At 41.6% G+C, this 14227-nt stretch carries 11 protein-coding genes and 1 other RNA gene; all 12 read left to right on the forward strand.

Annotation, left to right across the window (positions count from 1 at the left end; translation table 11 throughout):
• Nucleotides 1-28 precede the first annotated feature (28 nt).
• Nucleotides 29-419: RNase P RNA component class A (gene rnpB, locus NNJ73_RS05005), an RNA gene on the forward strand.
• Between the two features lie 263 nt (nt 420-682).
• Nucleotides 683-1681: a 16S rRNA (cytosine(1402)-N(4))-methyltransferase RsmH gene (rsmH, locus tag NNJ73_RS05010; protein WP_254492976.1), complete on the forward strand. Its 999-nt coding sequence runs from the start codon at nt 683-685 to the stop codon at nt 1679-1681.
• Complete coding sequence (locus NNJ73_RS05015; protein ID WP_254492977.1) at nt 1678-2085, forward strand: hypothetical protein; 408 nt, start codon at nt 1678-1680, stop codon at nt 2083-2085. Before rsmH ends, NNJ73_RS05015 begins: the two co-directional genes overlap by 4 nt.
• A complete protein-coding gene (locus NNJ73_RS05020) occupies nt 2082-3824 on the forward strand; it encodes a penicillin-binding protein 2 (RefSeq protein WP_254492978.1) in 1743 nt (580 codons plus the stop codon). The genes NNJ73_RS05015 and NNJ73_RS05020 overlap by 4 nt, the downstream gene beginning before the upstream one ends.
• Nucleotides 3825-3847: 23 nt before the next feature.
• Nucleotides 3848-5299 (forward strand): UDP-N-acetylmuramoyl-L-alanyl-D-glutamate--2,6-diaminopimelate ligase, encoded by a 1452-nt coding sequence (locus NNJ73_RS05025; RefSeq protein WP_254492979.1) that lies wholly within the window; start codon nt 3848-3850, stop codon nt 5297-5299.
• Complete coding sequence (gene murF, locus NNJ73_RS05030; RefSeq protein WP_254492980.1) at nt 5296-6717, forward strand: UDP-N-acetylmuramoyl-tripeptide--D-alanyl-D-alanine ligase; 1422 nt, start codon at nt 5296-5298, stop codon at nt 6715-6717. The genes NNJ73_RS05025 and murF overlap by 4 nt, the downstream gene beginning before the upstream one ends.
• Nucleotides 6718-6739: 22 nt before the next feature.
• Nucleotides 6740-7810, forward strand: a complete 1071-nt coding sequence (gene mraY / locus NNJ73_RS05035) for a phospho-N-acetylmuramoyl-pentapeptide-transferase (RefSeq protein ID WP_254492981.1) — start codon at nt 6740-6742, stop codon at nt 7808-7810.
• 4 nt (nt 7811-7814) lie between these two features.
• Nucleotides 7815-9218: a UDP-N-acetylmuramoyl-L-alanine--D-glutamate ligase gene (gene murD, locus NNJ73_RS05040; protein WP_254492982.1), complete on the forward strand. Its 1404-nt coding sequence runs from the start codon at nt 7815-7817 to the stop codon at nt 9216-9218.
• A gap of 145 nt (nt 9219-9363) precedes the next feature.
• Nucleotides 9364-10512, forward strand: coding sequence for an FtsW/RodA/SpoVE family cell cycle protein (locus tag NNJ73_RS05045; RefSeq protein WP_254492983.1), 1149 nt, complete (start codon nt 9364-9366; stop codon nt 10510-10512).
• On the forward strand, nt 10509-11645 hold the full coding sequence (gene murG / locus NNJ73_RS05050; RefSeq protein ID WP_254492984.1) for an undecaprenyldiphospho-muramoylpentapeptide beta-N-acetylglucosaminyltransferase: 1137 nt from the start codon (nt 10509-10511) through the stop codon (nt 11643-11645). Before NNJ73_RS05045 ends, murG begins: the two co-directional genes overlap by 4 nt.
• On the forward strand, nt 11629-13056 hold the full coding sequence (gene murC, locus NNJ73_RS05055) for a UDP-N-acetylmuramate--L-alanine ligase (protein WP_254492985.1): 1428 nt from the start codon (nt 11629-11631) through the stop codon (nt 13054-13056). Before murG ends, murC begins: the two co-directional genes overlap by 17 nt.
• Nucleotides 13034-14011, forward strand: coding sequence for a UDP-N-acetylmuramate dehydrogenase (gene murB, locus NNJ73_RS05060; RefSeq protein WP_254492986.1), 978 nt, complete (start codon nt 13034-13036; stop codon nt 14009-14011). The genes murC and murB overlap by 23 nt, the downstream gene beginning before the upstream one ends.
• Nucleotides 14012-14227 lie beyond the last annotated feature (216 nt).

Genomic DNA, 14227 nt, shown 5'->3' on the forward strand with positions numbered 1-14227 from the left:
AGCAGAAAATGTTTTATAAGTTAATACGTCAGTCGGCTGGGCAGCCGCGCTTGTCCAATGCTGAAAAGCGACAGGTGAGGAAAGTCCGGGCTCCATGGAAAGACGGTGCCGGGTAACACCCGGCGGGGGTGACCCTAGGGAAAGTGCCACAGAAAGTAAACCGCCTATTTTTATAGGTAAGGGTGAAAGGGTGGAGTAAGAGCCCACCGCGCATTCAGTAATGAATGTGGCAAGGTAAACCCCACCGGGAGCAAGACCAAATAGAAATGACGTGCAAGATTTAATTTGCAGCCGATTTCCGGGCGAGTCATTCGGGTAGGTTGCACGAGGCGGATGGTAACATCCGTCCCAGATGAATGGTTGCCATGTAAAGTATGAGCTTTACTATACAGAACCCGGCTTATAGGCCGACTGATATTTCATGATAATCCGCGATATTTTACACGTTCAATGACGTATGGGCTTTTATGAAGTCTGTGTTTGAAATGGGCACTTGAATAAAGAGTGTTTTAAAAAATTATAACATTTCTTTAAGTATAATACGTTAGGATGTGTCTTGGGATAACCTTAGCTTTTTTCGTTCATAGTTATTAATATGAAAGTTGAGGGTTGGGTTATTCTGATATTGGTTGCTATGAGAGAGCTGTTGATTTGAAACAGCATAACTTCAAGACGGATTATTTTGACAAAACAGGATCAAAGAGCTGAACGCCATATTCCAGTGTTGTTGCAGCCAGTTTTGGCTGGGCTTATGCCATTGGTTGGAGCAAAAGTGATTGATGGCACCTTTGGAGCTGGTGGTTATACGCGTGCCTTGTTAAAGGCAGGGGCACAAGTGATTGCTCTTGATCGTGATCCGCATGCTATTGGTGCCGGTCAACCCCTCGTTGATGAATTTTTTCCACGACTTCGTTTGGTCCATATGGAATTTTCACAGCTCGATCGTGTCGTTGAAGAGAAGGTAGATGCGGTTATTTTGGATATTGGTGTCTCTTCAATGCAGCTTGATGAAGCAGAAAGAGGCTTTTCTTTTCAAAAAGATGGTCCCTTGGATATGCGAATGGCACAGACGGGTTTTACAGCGAGCGATGTTATAAATCATCTACAAGCAAGGGATTTAGCGCGTATTTTTAAGATCTTAGGAGAAGAGCGTTATGCAGGGCGAATTGCACGAATGATTGAAAAGCGTCGTGTTGTTCAGCCTTTTTTGCGTACAGGTGATCTTGCGCATGCCATTGAGGTGTTGGTAGGGCGAAAGCCTGGAGATCGCATTCATCCTGCAACACGTGTATTTCAGGCTCTTCGTATCTATGTTAATGATGAAATTGGTGAATTAGCGCGTGGTTTATTTGCTGCTGAACGCGTTTTAAAAGCTGGAGGCCGTTTGGGGGTTGTCAGTTTTCATTCTCTTGAAGATCGTATGGTCAAAAGATTTTTTGTCTCTCGTTCTGGAGAAGGTATGAGATCACGCTATTTGCCTGAAATAAAGCATTCTCCTGCAACATTTTTCCCTTTGTTTAAAGGAGGAATAACGGCAAATAAAGAGGAATTACAGCAAAATCCTCGTTCACGTTCTGCGAGATTGCGTATGGGGGTGCGGACTGAAGCAGAAGCTCTTGGGGAAGATATGAAATTATTTGGTTTAGCAGAAATTGTCAGTTTTGAAGGCGGCAAGAAATGACAGTTTTCCGTACATTTGATATGATTTTAGTAATGATTATGATTTGTATGGCAGGTCTTACCTATAAAGTAAAATATGATGTTCAAAAACGAATGAGTGAGGTTCGTCATCTAGAGCATGAAATTGCTGCAGCAAAAAATACCGTGAGTTTGCTTCATGCTGAGTGGGCTGTCATGATAAAGCCTTCACGCATGCAAAAACTTGCGAAACGTTATCAAAAAGAACTTGGGTTAGAGGTTATAGAGCCGCATCAAATCGTGGAGTTTAAAGACATTCCGGTACGGGAACACGATCCAATTGAAGAAATAATTAAACGAAATATCTTGGAAGATCATCAGGATATTTTAGCAAATAATCGGGCTTCTCAAGTCAATCGCGTTGTTCAAAAAGGCATACAGCAATGAAATCAGCCTTTTTATCCTCACAGAAAAAAAAGCGCTTAAAGGATTCGTTGAATCATCCTAATGTTTCTATTCGTCGTTCGTATTCTAGTCGTCCTCGTTTACTTTTTTCATTGTTCTGTTTTTTGGTTTTATATGGTATCATGGGAGCTTGCCTGATTTCTTATGGGTTGGAAGGTGGACAGATTGAAGAAGCAAAAGGGCCAAGCATTCTTCAATTGACGGCACGACCTGATATTGTTGACCGTAATGGACGTTTATTAGCAACAGATATTAAAACCTATTCACTTTTTGCTGAGCCACGACGTATTATTGATGTGGATGAAACAATTGAATTGCTCTCAACAGTTTTGCCTGATCTAAATTGGCAGGAAACCTATAAGCGTTTAAAAAGAAAAACCGGTTTTTCTTGGATACAGCGTGGGTTAACCCCCATGCAGAAAACGCAAATTATGGCTCTTGGTATTCCAGGAATTGGTTTTCGGACTGAAATTCGTCGTTTTTATCCCGATGGACCTATAACTTCCCATATTCTCGGCATGGTCAATGTAGATAATCAGGGCATTGCAGGTATGGAAAAATATATTGATGATACGGGGTTGAGTGCTCTGCGTGCAGCTGGTCTTGCCGTGGAAGAATCGTTAAAACAAGTTCAGCTTTCGATTGATGTGCGACTTCAGGCAATTGTTCATGATGAACTTATTCAGGCTATGAAGCGTTATAAGGCAATTGCTGCAGGCGCTGTTATTTTAAATATACATACGGGGGAAATTTTGGCTTTGGCATCACTCCCAGATTTTGATCCTGGAAATCCTATTGAAGCTTTAAAAAGTGATCGTCTTAATCGGATGACTGCTGGAACCTTTGAAATGGGATCGATCATTAAAAGTTTTACAACCGCCATGGCACTTGATTCCGATATTTTTCACTTAAACAGTATTATTGATGCCTCAAAGCCCATAAAAGCAAGTAGTGGCTATACGATCCATGATTTTCACGGAAAAAACCGTCCTTTAACGTTATGGGAGGTTTTTATTTATTCTTCCAACATTGGTTCTGCTAAAGAGGCATTGGCGATAGGGATTGATAAACATCGTGATTTTTTACAAAAACTTGGGCTTTTAGATCGCCTTACAACAGAATTGCCTGAAGTTGCCCATCCTATTGTGCCCCATCATTGGAAGGATATCCATTCTATGACAATTTCTTTTGGGCATGGTATGGCAACAACACCCTTGCAAACAGCTGTTGGGGCTGCTGCTTTAATGAATGGTGGTTGGTTGATTACACCAACATTTTTAAAACGGACAAAAGAACAAACTTTGCATCATGCAAAACAGGTTTTGAAGGCCAAAACAAGTCAAAATATGCGTTACCTTTATAAATTAAATAGTGATATTGGGTCTGGACGTAATGCGAAAGTAGAAGGCTATCGGGTGGGGGGAAAGACAGGAACAGCTGAGAAAGTTGAAAATGGGAAATATTCTAAAACAAAAAATTTCAATAGTTTTCTGGCTGCTTTTCCGATTGATGATCCTGCTTATGTTGTTTTAACAATTATTGATGAACCTAAGCCAGAGGAAGGAAAACATTCCGCAACAGCAGGGATGAATGCTGGACCAATGCTTGCGAATATTGTTCGTCGTTCAGCCAGTTTTCTTGGTGTAAAGCCCGATTTTAAAAAAGAATATGAGCCTTTTTTAGGTCAAAAGAGCCATTCAAATTTCGTTAAACAGCGGTAAAATAAATATAAAGGTGCGTCGTTATGTTGTTTGGAACAGTTTTTACAGAATGTCTTGAAGATCAGAAGCTTTCTTCAATGGAAATAACAGGAATCAGTGCAGATTCTCGACAAGTCTTGCCGGGCTATGTTTTTGTTGCTGTTCAAGGAAAACAAGGGGATGGAAGAGACTATATCAATGATGCGATAAAGCGGGGCGCACGTGCAATCGTTACGGATTGCGAGGCTGTTCTTGAGGATTTATCTGTTCCAATTTTACGTGTTTCTCATGTTCGTCATAGTCTCGCGTTGGCCGCTGCCCGTTTTTATGGCTCTCAGCCTGAAACGGTTGTTGCTGTGACCGGTACAAGTGGTAAAACTTCTGTTGTCTCTTTTCTTCGGCAAATTTGGCTTCATGTTGGATTGTGTGCTGCCAGTATAGGAACAGTTGGTGTTGTTTCACCTCACCGGAATGATTATGGTTCTCTCACAACACCTGATCCAGTTGTCTTACATCGTCTTCTTTGTGAAATTTCTCATGAAGGTGTGACTCATGTAGCTCTTGAAGCTTCTTCACATGGGCTTGATCAAGGACGCCTTGATGGAGTCCGTTTAACGGCTGGTGCCTTTACCAATTTAGGGCGAGATCACATGGATTATCACAGATGCGTAGAGGATTATTTACGGGCTAAAATGAGGTTGTTTGATACACTTTTGCCTGTATCTGCTCCTGCTTTGATTTTTGCTGATGATGTTTATTCACAAAAAGTTATTGATGCTGTTACACAAGCGCGCCGCCGTGTCTTGACAATTGGACGTAAGGGACAATTTATCACAATTAATCGCGTTGAACATCAACGCTCAAAACAGTGTATCGAATGTCGTGTGGAAAATAAGATTTATACATTTGACTTGCCTTTAGCTGGAGATTTTCAAGTGGCTAATGCACTTGTGGCGGCAGGGCTAGCCCTTGCAACAGGACTTTCTCCTGATAAGGTTTTTTCTGCGCTTGAAACTTTGCAGGGGGCACCCGGTCGGTTAGAGTTTGTTGGAAAGACAGAAAATAATGCGCCTGTTTATATTGATTATGCGCATAAACCAGAAGCTTTGGAGCAGGTTTTGCTGTCTGTTCGTCCCTTTACGCAAGGCCGTTTGGTTATTGTTTTTGGTTGTGGAGGGGATCGAGATCAAGGAAAAAGAGCTTTGATGGGAAAAATTGCAGCAGATAAAGCGGATATTGTTATTGTAACGGATGATAATCCACGCACAGAAATACCAGAAAAAATACGCAAGGATATTTTACAGGCGGTCCCAACAGCCATAGAGATAGCAGATCGTGGTGAAGCTATTTCTTATGCGGTGGGGCTTTTGAAAGCTGGTGATACACTCATCATTGCTGGAAAAGGTCATGAAGATGGCCAAATTATAGGGAAGACAACTTATCCTTTTTCAGATCGTCTGAAAGCGATAGAAGCTCTAGAGGACCGGAGGAGATGACAGCTTTATGGGATAAACAAGCAATTGTTGCGGCCATTGATGGTATTGTAATGGGAAGCGTACCAGAAACTTTTCCTGGTGTTTCCATTGATAGTCGTACTCTTGCAGAAGGCGATATTTTTTTCTGTATTAAGGGACATCATCTTGATGGTCATGATTTCGCTGCGCAAGCTTATGCACGAGGTGCAGGCGTTCTTATTGTTGCAGAACATCGTTTGAAGGATATGGAAAAGATATCGGCTCCATTGATTGTTGTTCCTGATGTTTTACAAGCCCTAGAAAAACTCGGGAAAGCCGCACGCAAACGTTCAAGAGCTAAAATTATCGCGATAACAGGATCGGTGGGAAAAACAACAACAAAAGAAGCTTTGAAACAAGTCCTTGCAACGGCTGGGAACGTTCATGCGAATCTCGCTTCTTTAAACAATTGCTGGGGGGTTCCGCTTACTTTAGCGCGGATGCCGATGGAGAGTGATTATGGTATCTTTGAAATTGGCATGAATCATAAAGATGAAATTCGTCCTCTGGTTAAACTGGTTTGTCCGCATGTTGCTCTTATTACGCATATTTGTGCAGGACATATGGGTTTTTTCAAGGCTCTTGAAGAAATAGCAGAGGCAAAAGCTGAAATTTTTGAAGGATTGGATGAGGAAGGCATTGCCATTTTAAATGCAGATAGTGATTTTTTTTCTTATCTCGTTCAAAAAGCAAAGCAATGCGGTGTGAAAAAGATTTTAAGCTTTGGTGAGACTGAAGATGCTGATTATCAAGCGCGGGATATACGTCTTTTAACCGATCATTCTTCTATGATGGTGCGCATTGGAGGACAGGAGAGCAAGGTCCAAATTGGTGCTCCTGGACGCCATATTGTGCAAAATAGTTTAGGGATTATTGCAGCTTGTGATGCTATGGGGGTTGCGTTAGAGCCTGTTTTTCTTTCTTTGAGCCATTTTTCTTCTCAAAAAGGGCGGGGTGTTCGTTATCGATTGTCTTTATCGAATGGCGGTGAATTTTATCTCATTGATGAAAGCTATAATGCTAATCCCGCATCTATGCGTGCGGCTCTTGAGCTTCTTGCGACAGGACCAGTCGGGAAAGGGGGGCGGCGAATTGCTGTTTTAGGGGATATGCTAGAGTTAGGGGGGTATAGTGAAAAGCTTCATCGTGATTTAATAAAGCCAATATGTCTTTCTGGTGCTAATCCCGTTTTTTTATTTGGTGAGGCGATGAAATCTTTAGTCAGTGATTTATCTGCTGATGTTGAGGTTCATTATGCTGAAAATATTGAGAAAATTTTACCGCTTCTTTTGACAGAAATTTCTCCTGGGGATCTCTTGATGATTAAATCATCCAATAGCCTTTGTTCATCAAATATTGTGACGGCATTGCTTGAGCGCTATAAAGCGGTTTCTTCATAGTTTTAAGAGGTTTTTTTGTCCCATGATGTTGTTTTTTTCTTCGTTGAGTGATTGGCTTCCAGGTGTGAATGTTTTCCGCTACATTACTTTTCGTACGATAGCAGCGATGTTGACTTCAGGGCTCATTGTTTTTTTGTTTGGACCTAGCATCATTGCTTCTCTTAAGTTGCGGCAGGGCAAAGGGCAACCAATTCGTGCCGATGGTCCTCAAACACATTTTAAAAAGGCTGGAACACCTACAATGGGTGGATTGATGATTTTAACCGGCATTGTTGTATCGGCATTTTTGTGGTGTAATTTATCGAATATTTATTTTTGGGTATCGCTCTTGGTTATGCTTTCTTTTGGGGCCATTGGATTTTATGATGATTATCTTAAGGTCACAAAACAAACAGACAAAGGATTTTCTGGGAAAGCACGGCTGAGCTTGGAGTTTGTCGTTGCAGCAATTGCTGCTTTTATCATCTTACAAATTGGCTCATCTGGGTTCGCTTTGCCTTTTTTGAAAGATTATCTTATCGATTTAGGTTGGTTTTTCATTCCTTTTTCTGCTTTTGTCATTGTTGCGACGGGGAATGCGGTTAATTTGACGGATGGACTTGATGGGCTTGCGATTGTTCCTGTGATGGTTGCGGCTTTATCTTTTGCTTTGATTGCTTATCTTTGTGGTAATATGAATTTTGCTGATTATCTCCAAATACACTATGTATCGGGAACAGGTGAACTGGCTGTTTTATTGGGAGCTGTTGTGGGGGCAGGGCTTGGCTTTTTATGGTTTAACGCACCGCCTGCTGCTATTTTTATGGGGGATACTGGTTCGTTGGCTCTTGGAGGTCTATTGGGGACTGTTGCGGTTGCTACAAAACACGAAATTGTTTTGGCTCTTATTGGTGGGCTGTTTGTTGTGGAAGCTTTTTCGGTCGTTATTCAGGTTAGTTATTTCAAATTGACAAGAAAACGCGTGTTTCTTATGGCGCCAATCCATCATCATTTTGAGAAAAAAGGCTGGACTGAAAGCCAAGTGGTGATACGCTTCTGGATTATTTCAATTGTTCTTGCTCTCATTGGTCTTTCAACACTTAAATTGCGGTGAGATTTTGATTTCTGTTGCGTGTTATAAGGGGAAAAAAGTTGCTCTGTTTGGATTGGGAAAGTCTGGATTAGCAACGGCACAAGCGTTGATACGTGGTGGTGCAGAAGTGGTGGCATGGGATGATCATCCTGCGAGCGTGCAAGCAGCTTTTCGGCAAAATATTCCAACAAGAGATCTTCACGGTGAAGATTGGTCAGAATTTGTAGCATTGATTCTCGCACCTGGCGTTCCTTTAAATTATCCTCAACCCCATTGGGTTGTTGAAAAAGCACGTCAAGCAAATATAGAAATTATCGGTGATATTGAGTTATTTGTTCGTGCGCGCCATCATTTTTTACAGCGTTATGGTTTTTGTGATGAGGATGTTCCTTTCATTGCGATTACGGGGACGAATGGAAAGTCGACAACAACGGCTTTGCTTGCACATTTGTTGGAAAAAATGGGGTATGATGTGCAAATGGGGGGAAATATTGGACAGGCGATATTAACGCTTAAGCCCTTTGTTAAAAAACGTATCTATGTCATTGAATGTTCATCGTTTCAAATTGATCTTACGCCCTCTCTTCAGCCAACCATTGGGCTTTTATTAAATTTGACACCTGATCATATTGATCGTCATGGGAGTTTTGCTTGTTATGTGCAAACCAAAAGGCATCTGGTTGCTCAGGCTTCTCAGGCTTTTATTTCCGTTGATGATGCAGCTTGTGAGATGTTGTATCAACAATTGCTTCACGAGGGGCATCCAATTAAGGCTATTTCCAAGGATCATTTTGTTGAAAATGGTTTTTATGCAGAGGGGACCAAGCTCTTTTCTGTTCGTCAAGGACAGCGACATATGCTTGCAGATCTTGCTTCTATGTCTGCTTTGCGCGGAGGTCATAATGTGCAAAATGCTCTTATGGCCTTGGCAACTTTGCAAGCTTTAAAAATAACTGATTCCTCTATGAGCAAGCATTTAGCAAGCTATAAAGGATTGCCTCATCGTATGCAGCAAGTCCGTAAAATGGGGGCGATTTTATTTATTAATGATAGCAAGGCGACGAATGCAGATGCAACAGCGCCAGCACTTTGCGCTTTTAATGATATTTTTTGGATTGTTGGGGGGCAGGCAAAAAAGGGAGGAATTGAGTCTCTTAGAGAATTTTTTCCTAAAATTCGTAAAGCCTATTTGATTGGGAGTGCAGCAGAAGAATTTGCGCGCATTATTGGATCTGCTTTTCCCTTTTCTATGAGCTTAACTTTAGAAAATGCGGTGTGTGAAGCCACCATTGACGCAATGCATTGCAAGGCAAAGGAGGTGGTGGTTCTTTTGTCACCTGCTTGTGCAAGTTATGACCAATTTAAAAATTATGAAGTGCGGGGCGAAGCATTTATCTCTTTGGTGATGCAATTACAACAATTACAATAACAAGAAGCATCACTTATAAAAAATATTTTTGCGTTAAGACTCCAGAATCTTTTTTTGTGTAATTTAGTTTTTAAAGTGTTTGTTGAATAGGTTGGGGAACCTTATCACTTTAAGACAATTTATAAAACGGATAAGGTGGCTATAAATGATTACGCGTGCAGATAGGGACCCAATTGCGAATTGGTGGTGGACGATTGATCGCTCTATCTTTGCGGCTTGTTTAATTTTAATGGGGATTGGCATTATGCTGTCTTTTGCTGCGAGCCCCACTATTGCAAAAAAAATTGGAATTGCTGATAGTTTTTATTTTGTTCGCTGGCATATCATTTTTAGCATTTCAGCATTTTTTATGATGGTTACCATTTCTTTTTTTTCGCTTCCTAATATTCGTCGTTTATGTGCTCTTTTGCTCATTGTAACGCTTGCTCTTATGGTTGCAACCTTATTTTGGGGTCCTGAATTAAAGGGAGCACGGCGGTGGATTTTGCTTTTTGGTTTTTCTGTACAAGCTTCAGAGTTTATGAAGCCAGCTTTTGTGGTGATGTCCGCTTGGCTTTTTTCAGAACAGATACGCAAGAGGGGAATTTCAGGTTACATGTTAGCAACTCTACTTTATGCTATTTGTTGTGTTCTTCTGGTTTTACAGCCTGATATTGGGCAAACAATTTTAATAAGTGCAACATGGGGTGGGCTGTTTTTTATTGCTGGTGTGCCTCTTACGGTTATTTTTTTCTTTCTCATTTTTGGCGTTGTAGGAATTATTCTCGCTTATCTTTTTCTGCCTCATGTGCGCGATCGTATCAATGGTTTTTTGACAGGGGAAGGAGATACCTTTCAAGTGGATGTAGGACGTGAGGCTATTTTAAATGGTGGTTGGTTTGGGCAAGGTCCCGGAGAGGGAACAGTAAAACGGATCATTCCTGATAGCCATACAGATTTTGTATTTTCTGTTGCTGCTGAAGAATATGGTATTATTCTTTGTTTGTTAATTATGATGCTTTTTGGCTTTATCGTTATGCGTTCATTGTATATAGCTATGAACACACGTGATTCCTTTATACGTCTAGGTATTACGGGCATAGCCATGATGATAGGCTTTCAATCAGCTATTAATATGGCTGTTAATCTTCACTTAATCCCTCCCAAAGGCATGACATTGCCGTTTATTTCTTATGGTGGTTCATCAATGGTGGCAATTGCGTTTTCAATGGGAATTTTACTCAGTTTAACACGTCGTTGGCCAGAAGCGCGTCTTTCAGCTTTTTCTTCTTCTGTCTTGGATGGCTCTTCATGAATGATAAAAAAGTTATTGTTTTAGTGGCGGGGGGTACAGGTGGACATCTTTTTCCTGCTGAAGCACTTGCTGTTGAGTTAAGGCGACGTGGATATGATGTTCATTTAATAACAGATGAAAGAGCGCGATCTTTTGTACGGAGTTTTGATAAGGAACATACACATATCGTTTCATCGGCAACATTTACAGGACGTCATCCTTTTGCTTTGATAAAAACGTTTTGGTCTTTGCTTAAAGGTATGGGGCAATCGTTGATGCTGTTTTATAAATTACGTCCTGTTCTGGTTGGTGGTTTTGGGGGGTATCCGAGCTTTCCTCCTCTTTTTATTGCGGCCTTAATGCGGCGTGTAACATTTATTCATGAGCAAAATGCTGTTATGGGACGTGCCAACCGGGTGTTGGCAATTTTTGTGCGTGCAATCGCTGGTGGTTTGTTGTCCCCATATGGTCCTTATGCTCGTAAAACGCTGTTGACGGGGAATCCAGTGCGTGAGGCTGTGTTGAAAGCGGCTGAAATTTCCTATCAGCCTTCTACAGGTGATGAGCCATTTTATTTTTTGATTTTTGGGGGTAGCCAAGGGGCATCTTTTTTTTCACATATTGTTCCAGAAGCGATTGCTTTGCTTGATGATCAGAACCGTAAACGCTTGCGCATTGTACAGCAAGTTCGTGATGAAGCAGCAGAGTTGATTAAAACCTATCGTGATATGGGTGTACAAGCGGAGGTTGCTCCTTTCTTTGATGATATGGCTGAACGTATGGCACATGCCCATTTTATTTTGTCGCGTGCTGGGGCTTCATCGGTTTGTGAGATAGCGGTGATTGGTAGACCTGCTTTGCTTGTTCCTTATCCTCATGCTTTGGATCATGATCAGGCCGCCAATGCTGCCCTTCTTGCGCGTGTGGGTGGTGCGCAAATTATCTTAGAAAAAGATTTAAATGCACAAAAGCTTTCTGCTCTTCTAACGCAAGCTTGTTGTGCACCCCATTTATTGGAAAAACAAGCGCTTGCTGCAAAAAAAGTTGGGCAACCTCATGCAACCCGTTGCCTTGCTGATATGGCTGAAGCCTTAATTGCAGGGCGATTGTTGTCAGATATAAAAGAGGAGCTTTTTGATGAAAATGCCACTTGATATAGGCGTTATCCATTTTATTGGAATCGGGGGGATCGGTATGAGTGGAATTGCGGAGGTTTTTTATAATCTGGGCTATAAAGTTCAAGGGTCCGATCAAGTTGAGAGTGCCAATGTTGAACGTTTGCGGAGAAAAGGAATTAACATTCATATCGGTCATGGTGCTGAAAATTTAGGAAATGCTGAGGTTGTTGTTTTTTCTACTGCCGTTAAAAAAACAAATCCTGAATATATTGCTGCAAAAGAAAGGCATTTGCCGCTTGTCAGACGTGCAGAAATGCTTGCTGAGCTGATGCGGTTTCGGCGTGCAATTGCGGTGGGGGGTACACATGGTAAAACAACGACCACATCAATGGTCGCAGCGCTTCTTGATGCTGGTCGTTTTGATCCGGTGGTCATTAATGGTGGTATTATTAATGCTTATGGTACGAATTCTCGTACAGGAGAGGGCGATTGGATGATTGTTGAAGCCGATGAAAGCGATGGCACATTTTTAAAACTGCCTGCTGATATTGCTGTTGTTACCAATATTGATGCTGAGCATTTGGATCATTATGGAAGTTTTGATGCTGTGCGTGAGGCTTTTCGGCAATTCGTAGAAAATGTTCCTTTTTATGGTTTTGCTGTTTTGTGCCTTGATCATCCAGAGGTCCAGTCATTGGCGGGCCGTATTGATGATCGTTGGGTGATTACTTATGGTGCAAATCCACAAGCAGATGTTCGTTTTCTTAATCTTTCGATGGATGGTCAAAAAACCTATTTTGATGTTCTTGTTCGTTCACGCAAAACAGGAAGGAAGATTGAGTTAAAAAATTTGCTTTTGCCTATGGCAGGAGAGCATAATGTTGCCAATGCAACAGCAGCGATAGCCATTGCGCATGAACTTGGCATTTCAAATGAATTGATAAAGAAGGGTTTAGCGGAATTTGGGGGCGTAAAACGACGTTTTACGCGAACAGGAAGTTGGCGTGGCATTGAAATATTTGATGATTATGGACATCACCCTGTTGAAATAAAGGCTGTTTTGCGCGCAGCACGTGAGAGTGCAAAAGGGCGTGTCATTGCCATTGTACAACCCCATCGTTATTCACGTTTGCATCATTTATTTGATGAGTTTGCTACTTGTTTTAATGATGCCGATACAGTGTTGATTACCCCCGTATATGCGGCTGGTGAAGAGCCTATCCTAGGGTTTGGTTCGCAAGAATTGGTAGAGCATATTAAAATGGCTGGTCATCGTGATGTGCGTTTGATACACGGTCTGGAAGATGTTGTGTCTCTTGTCTCAAAACTTGCTCAGGCAGAGGATTATGTTGTTTTTCTTGGTGCTGGCAATATCACACAATGGGCTTGTGCGTTGCCTCATCAGTTGTCGGGACTTGATGGTCATGATAAATTTTCAGCACATTGATGGTGAAGCGTTATTGGCGCAACTGCAACCGCTGTTGGGTAATGTCAGAGGCAAGCTTATCCCGAATGTTGAGATGCGTAAGGTGACGTGGTTTCGCACAGGCGGGTTGGCAGAGCTTTTTTATCAGCCTGTTGATGAAGAAGATTTGGCTCTCTTTCTTCAAAAATTGCCTGAAACTGTTCCTGTAACAATTGTAGGTATTGGTTCTAATCTTCTGGTGCGTGATGGGGGCGTTCCGGGGGTTGTGATTCGTCTTTCACCAAAAAATTTTGGACAAGTGCAGCAAGTTTCTCCAAAAAGCTTTTTAGTTGGCGCTGGTACGGCGGATAAACATTTAGCTGCTGCTGCTTTAAAGGCAGAAATTGCAGGTTTTCATTTTTATCATGGTATTCCTGGTGGTCTTGGAGGGGCTCTCAAAATGAATGCGGGTGCAAATGGTGTTGAAACCGCAGCACGCGTTGTTGAGGTCTATGCGCTGGATCGTAAAGGGCAACGTCATACCTTGAGTTTGAAAGATATGCATTATTCTTATCGCCATTGTGATATTCCTAAAGATTTTATTTTTACGGCTGCTTTATTGGAAGGCGAGCCCGGTCATAAAGATGCTATTCGTGCTGCTATGGATGAAGTTGCCCTCCACAGAGAAACAGTGCAGCCTATTCGTGAAAAGACAGGGGGGTCAACTTTCAAAAATCCTGAGAATACATCCGCGTGGCGCGTGATTGATGAAGCAGGGTGTCGTGGTTTACGGATGGGTGGCGCTCAAATGAGTGAAATGCACTGTAATTTTATGATTAATACAGGACAAGCAACAGGCTATGATCTTGAAGCATTGGGAGAAACAGTACGTGCGCGTGTTTTTGCACATTCAGCCTACCTTTTACAATGGGAAATAGAGCGTATCGGTCAATTTGAGCAGGGGCGAAGTGTTTCTCCTTTTGATCCATTTTATTGATTTATTGTTCACTAAAAAAGTGCAAATAAAAAATTGAGTCATTTCAAAGAGATAATAAAAAATTTCTATTAAGAATCAATAAATTAACAAAGAATCTCTTGCATCAGGCTTTTGAGTCTGATTCATTATGCAAAATGCTAGGTTATTGATTCGCAAGGATAAACTTTGTTTTTCCTATATGTGGTGCTGATGTCTTCTATATAGGCATACATATAG

It is taken from the genome of Bartonella sp. B1099 (assembly GCF_944801835.1).
GTDB lineage: Bacteria > Pseudomonadota > Alphaproteobacteria > Rhizobiales > Rhizobiaceae > Bartonella.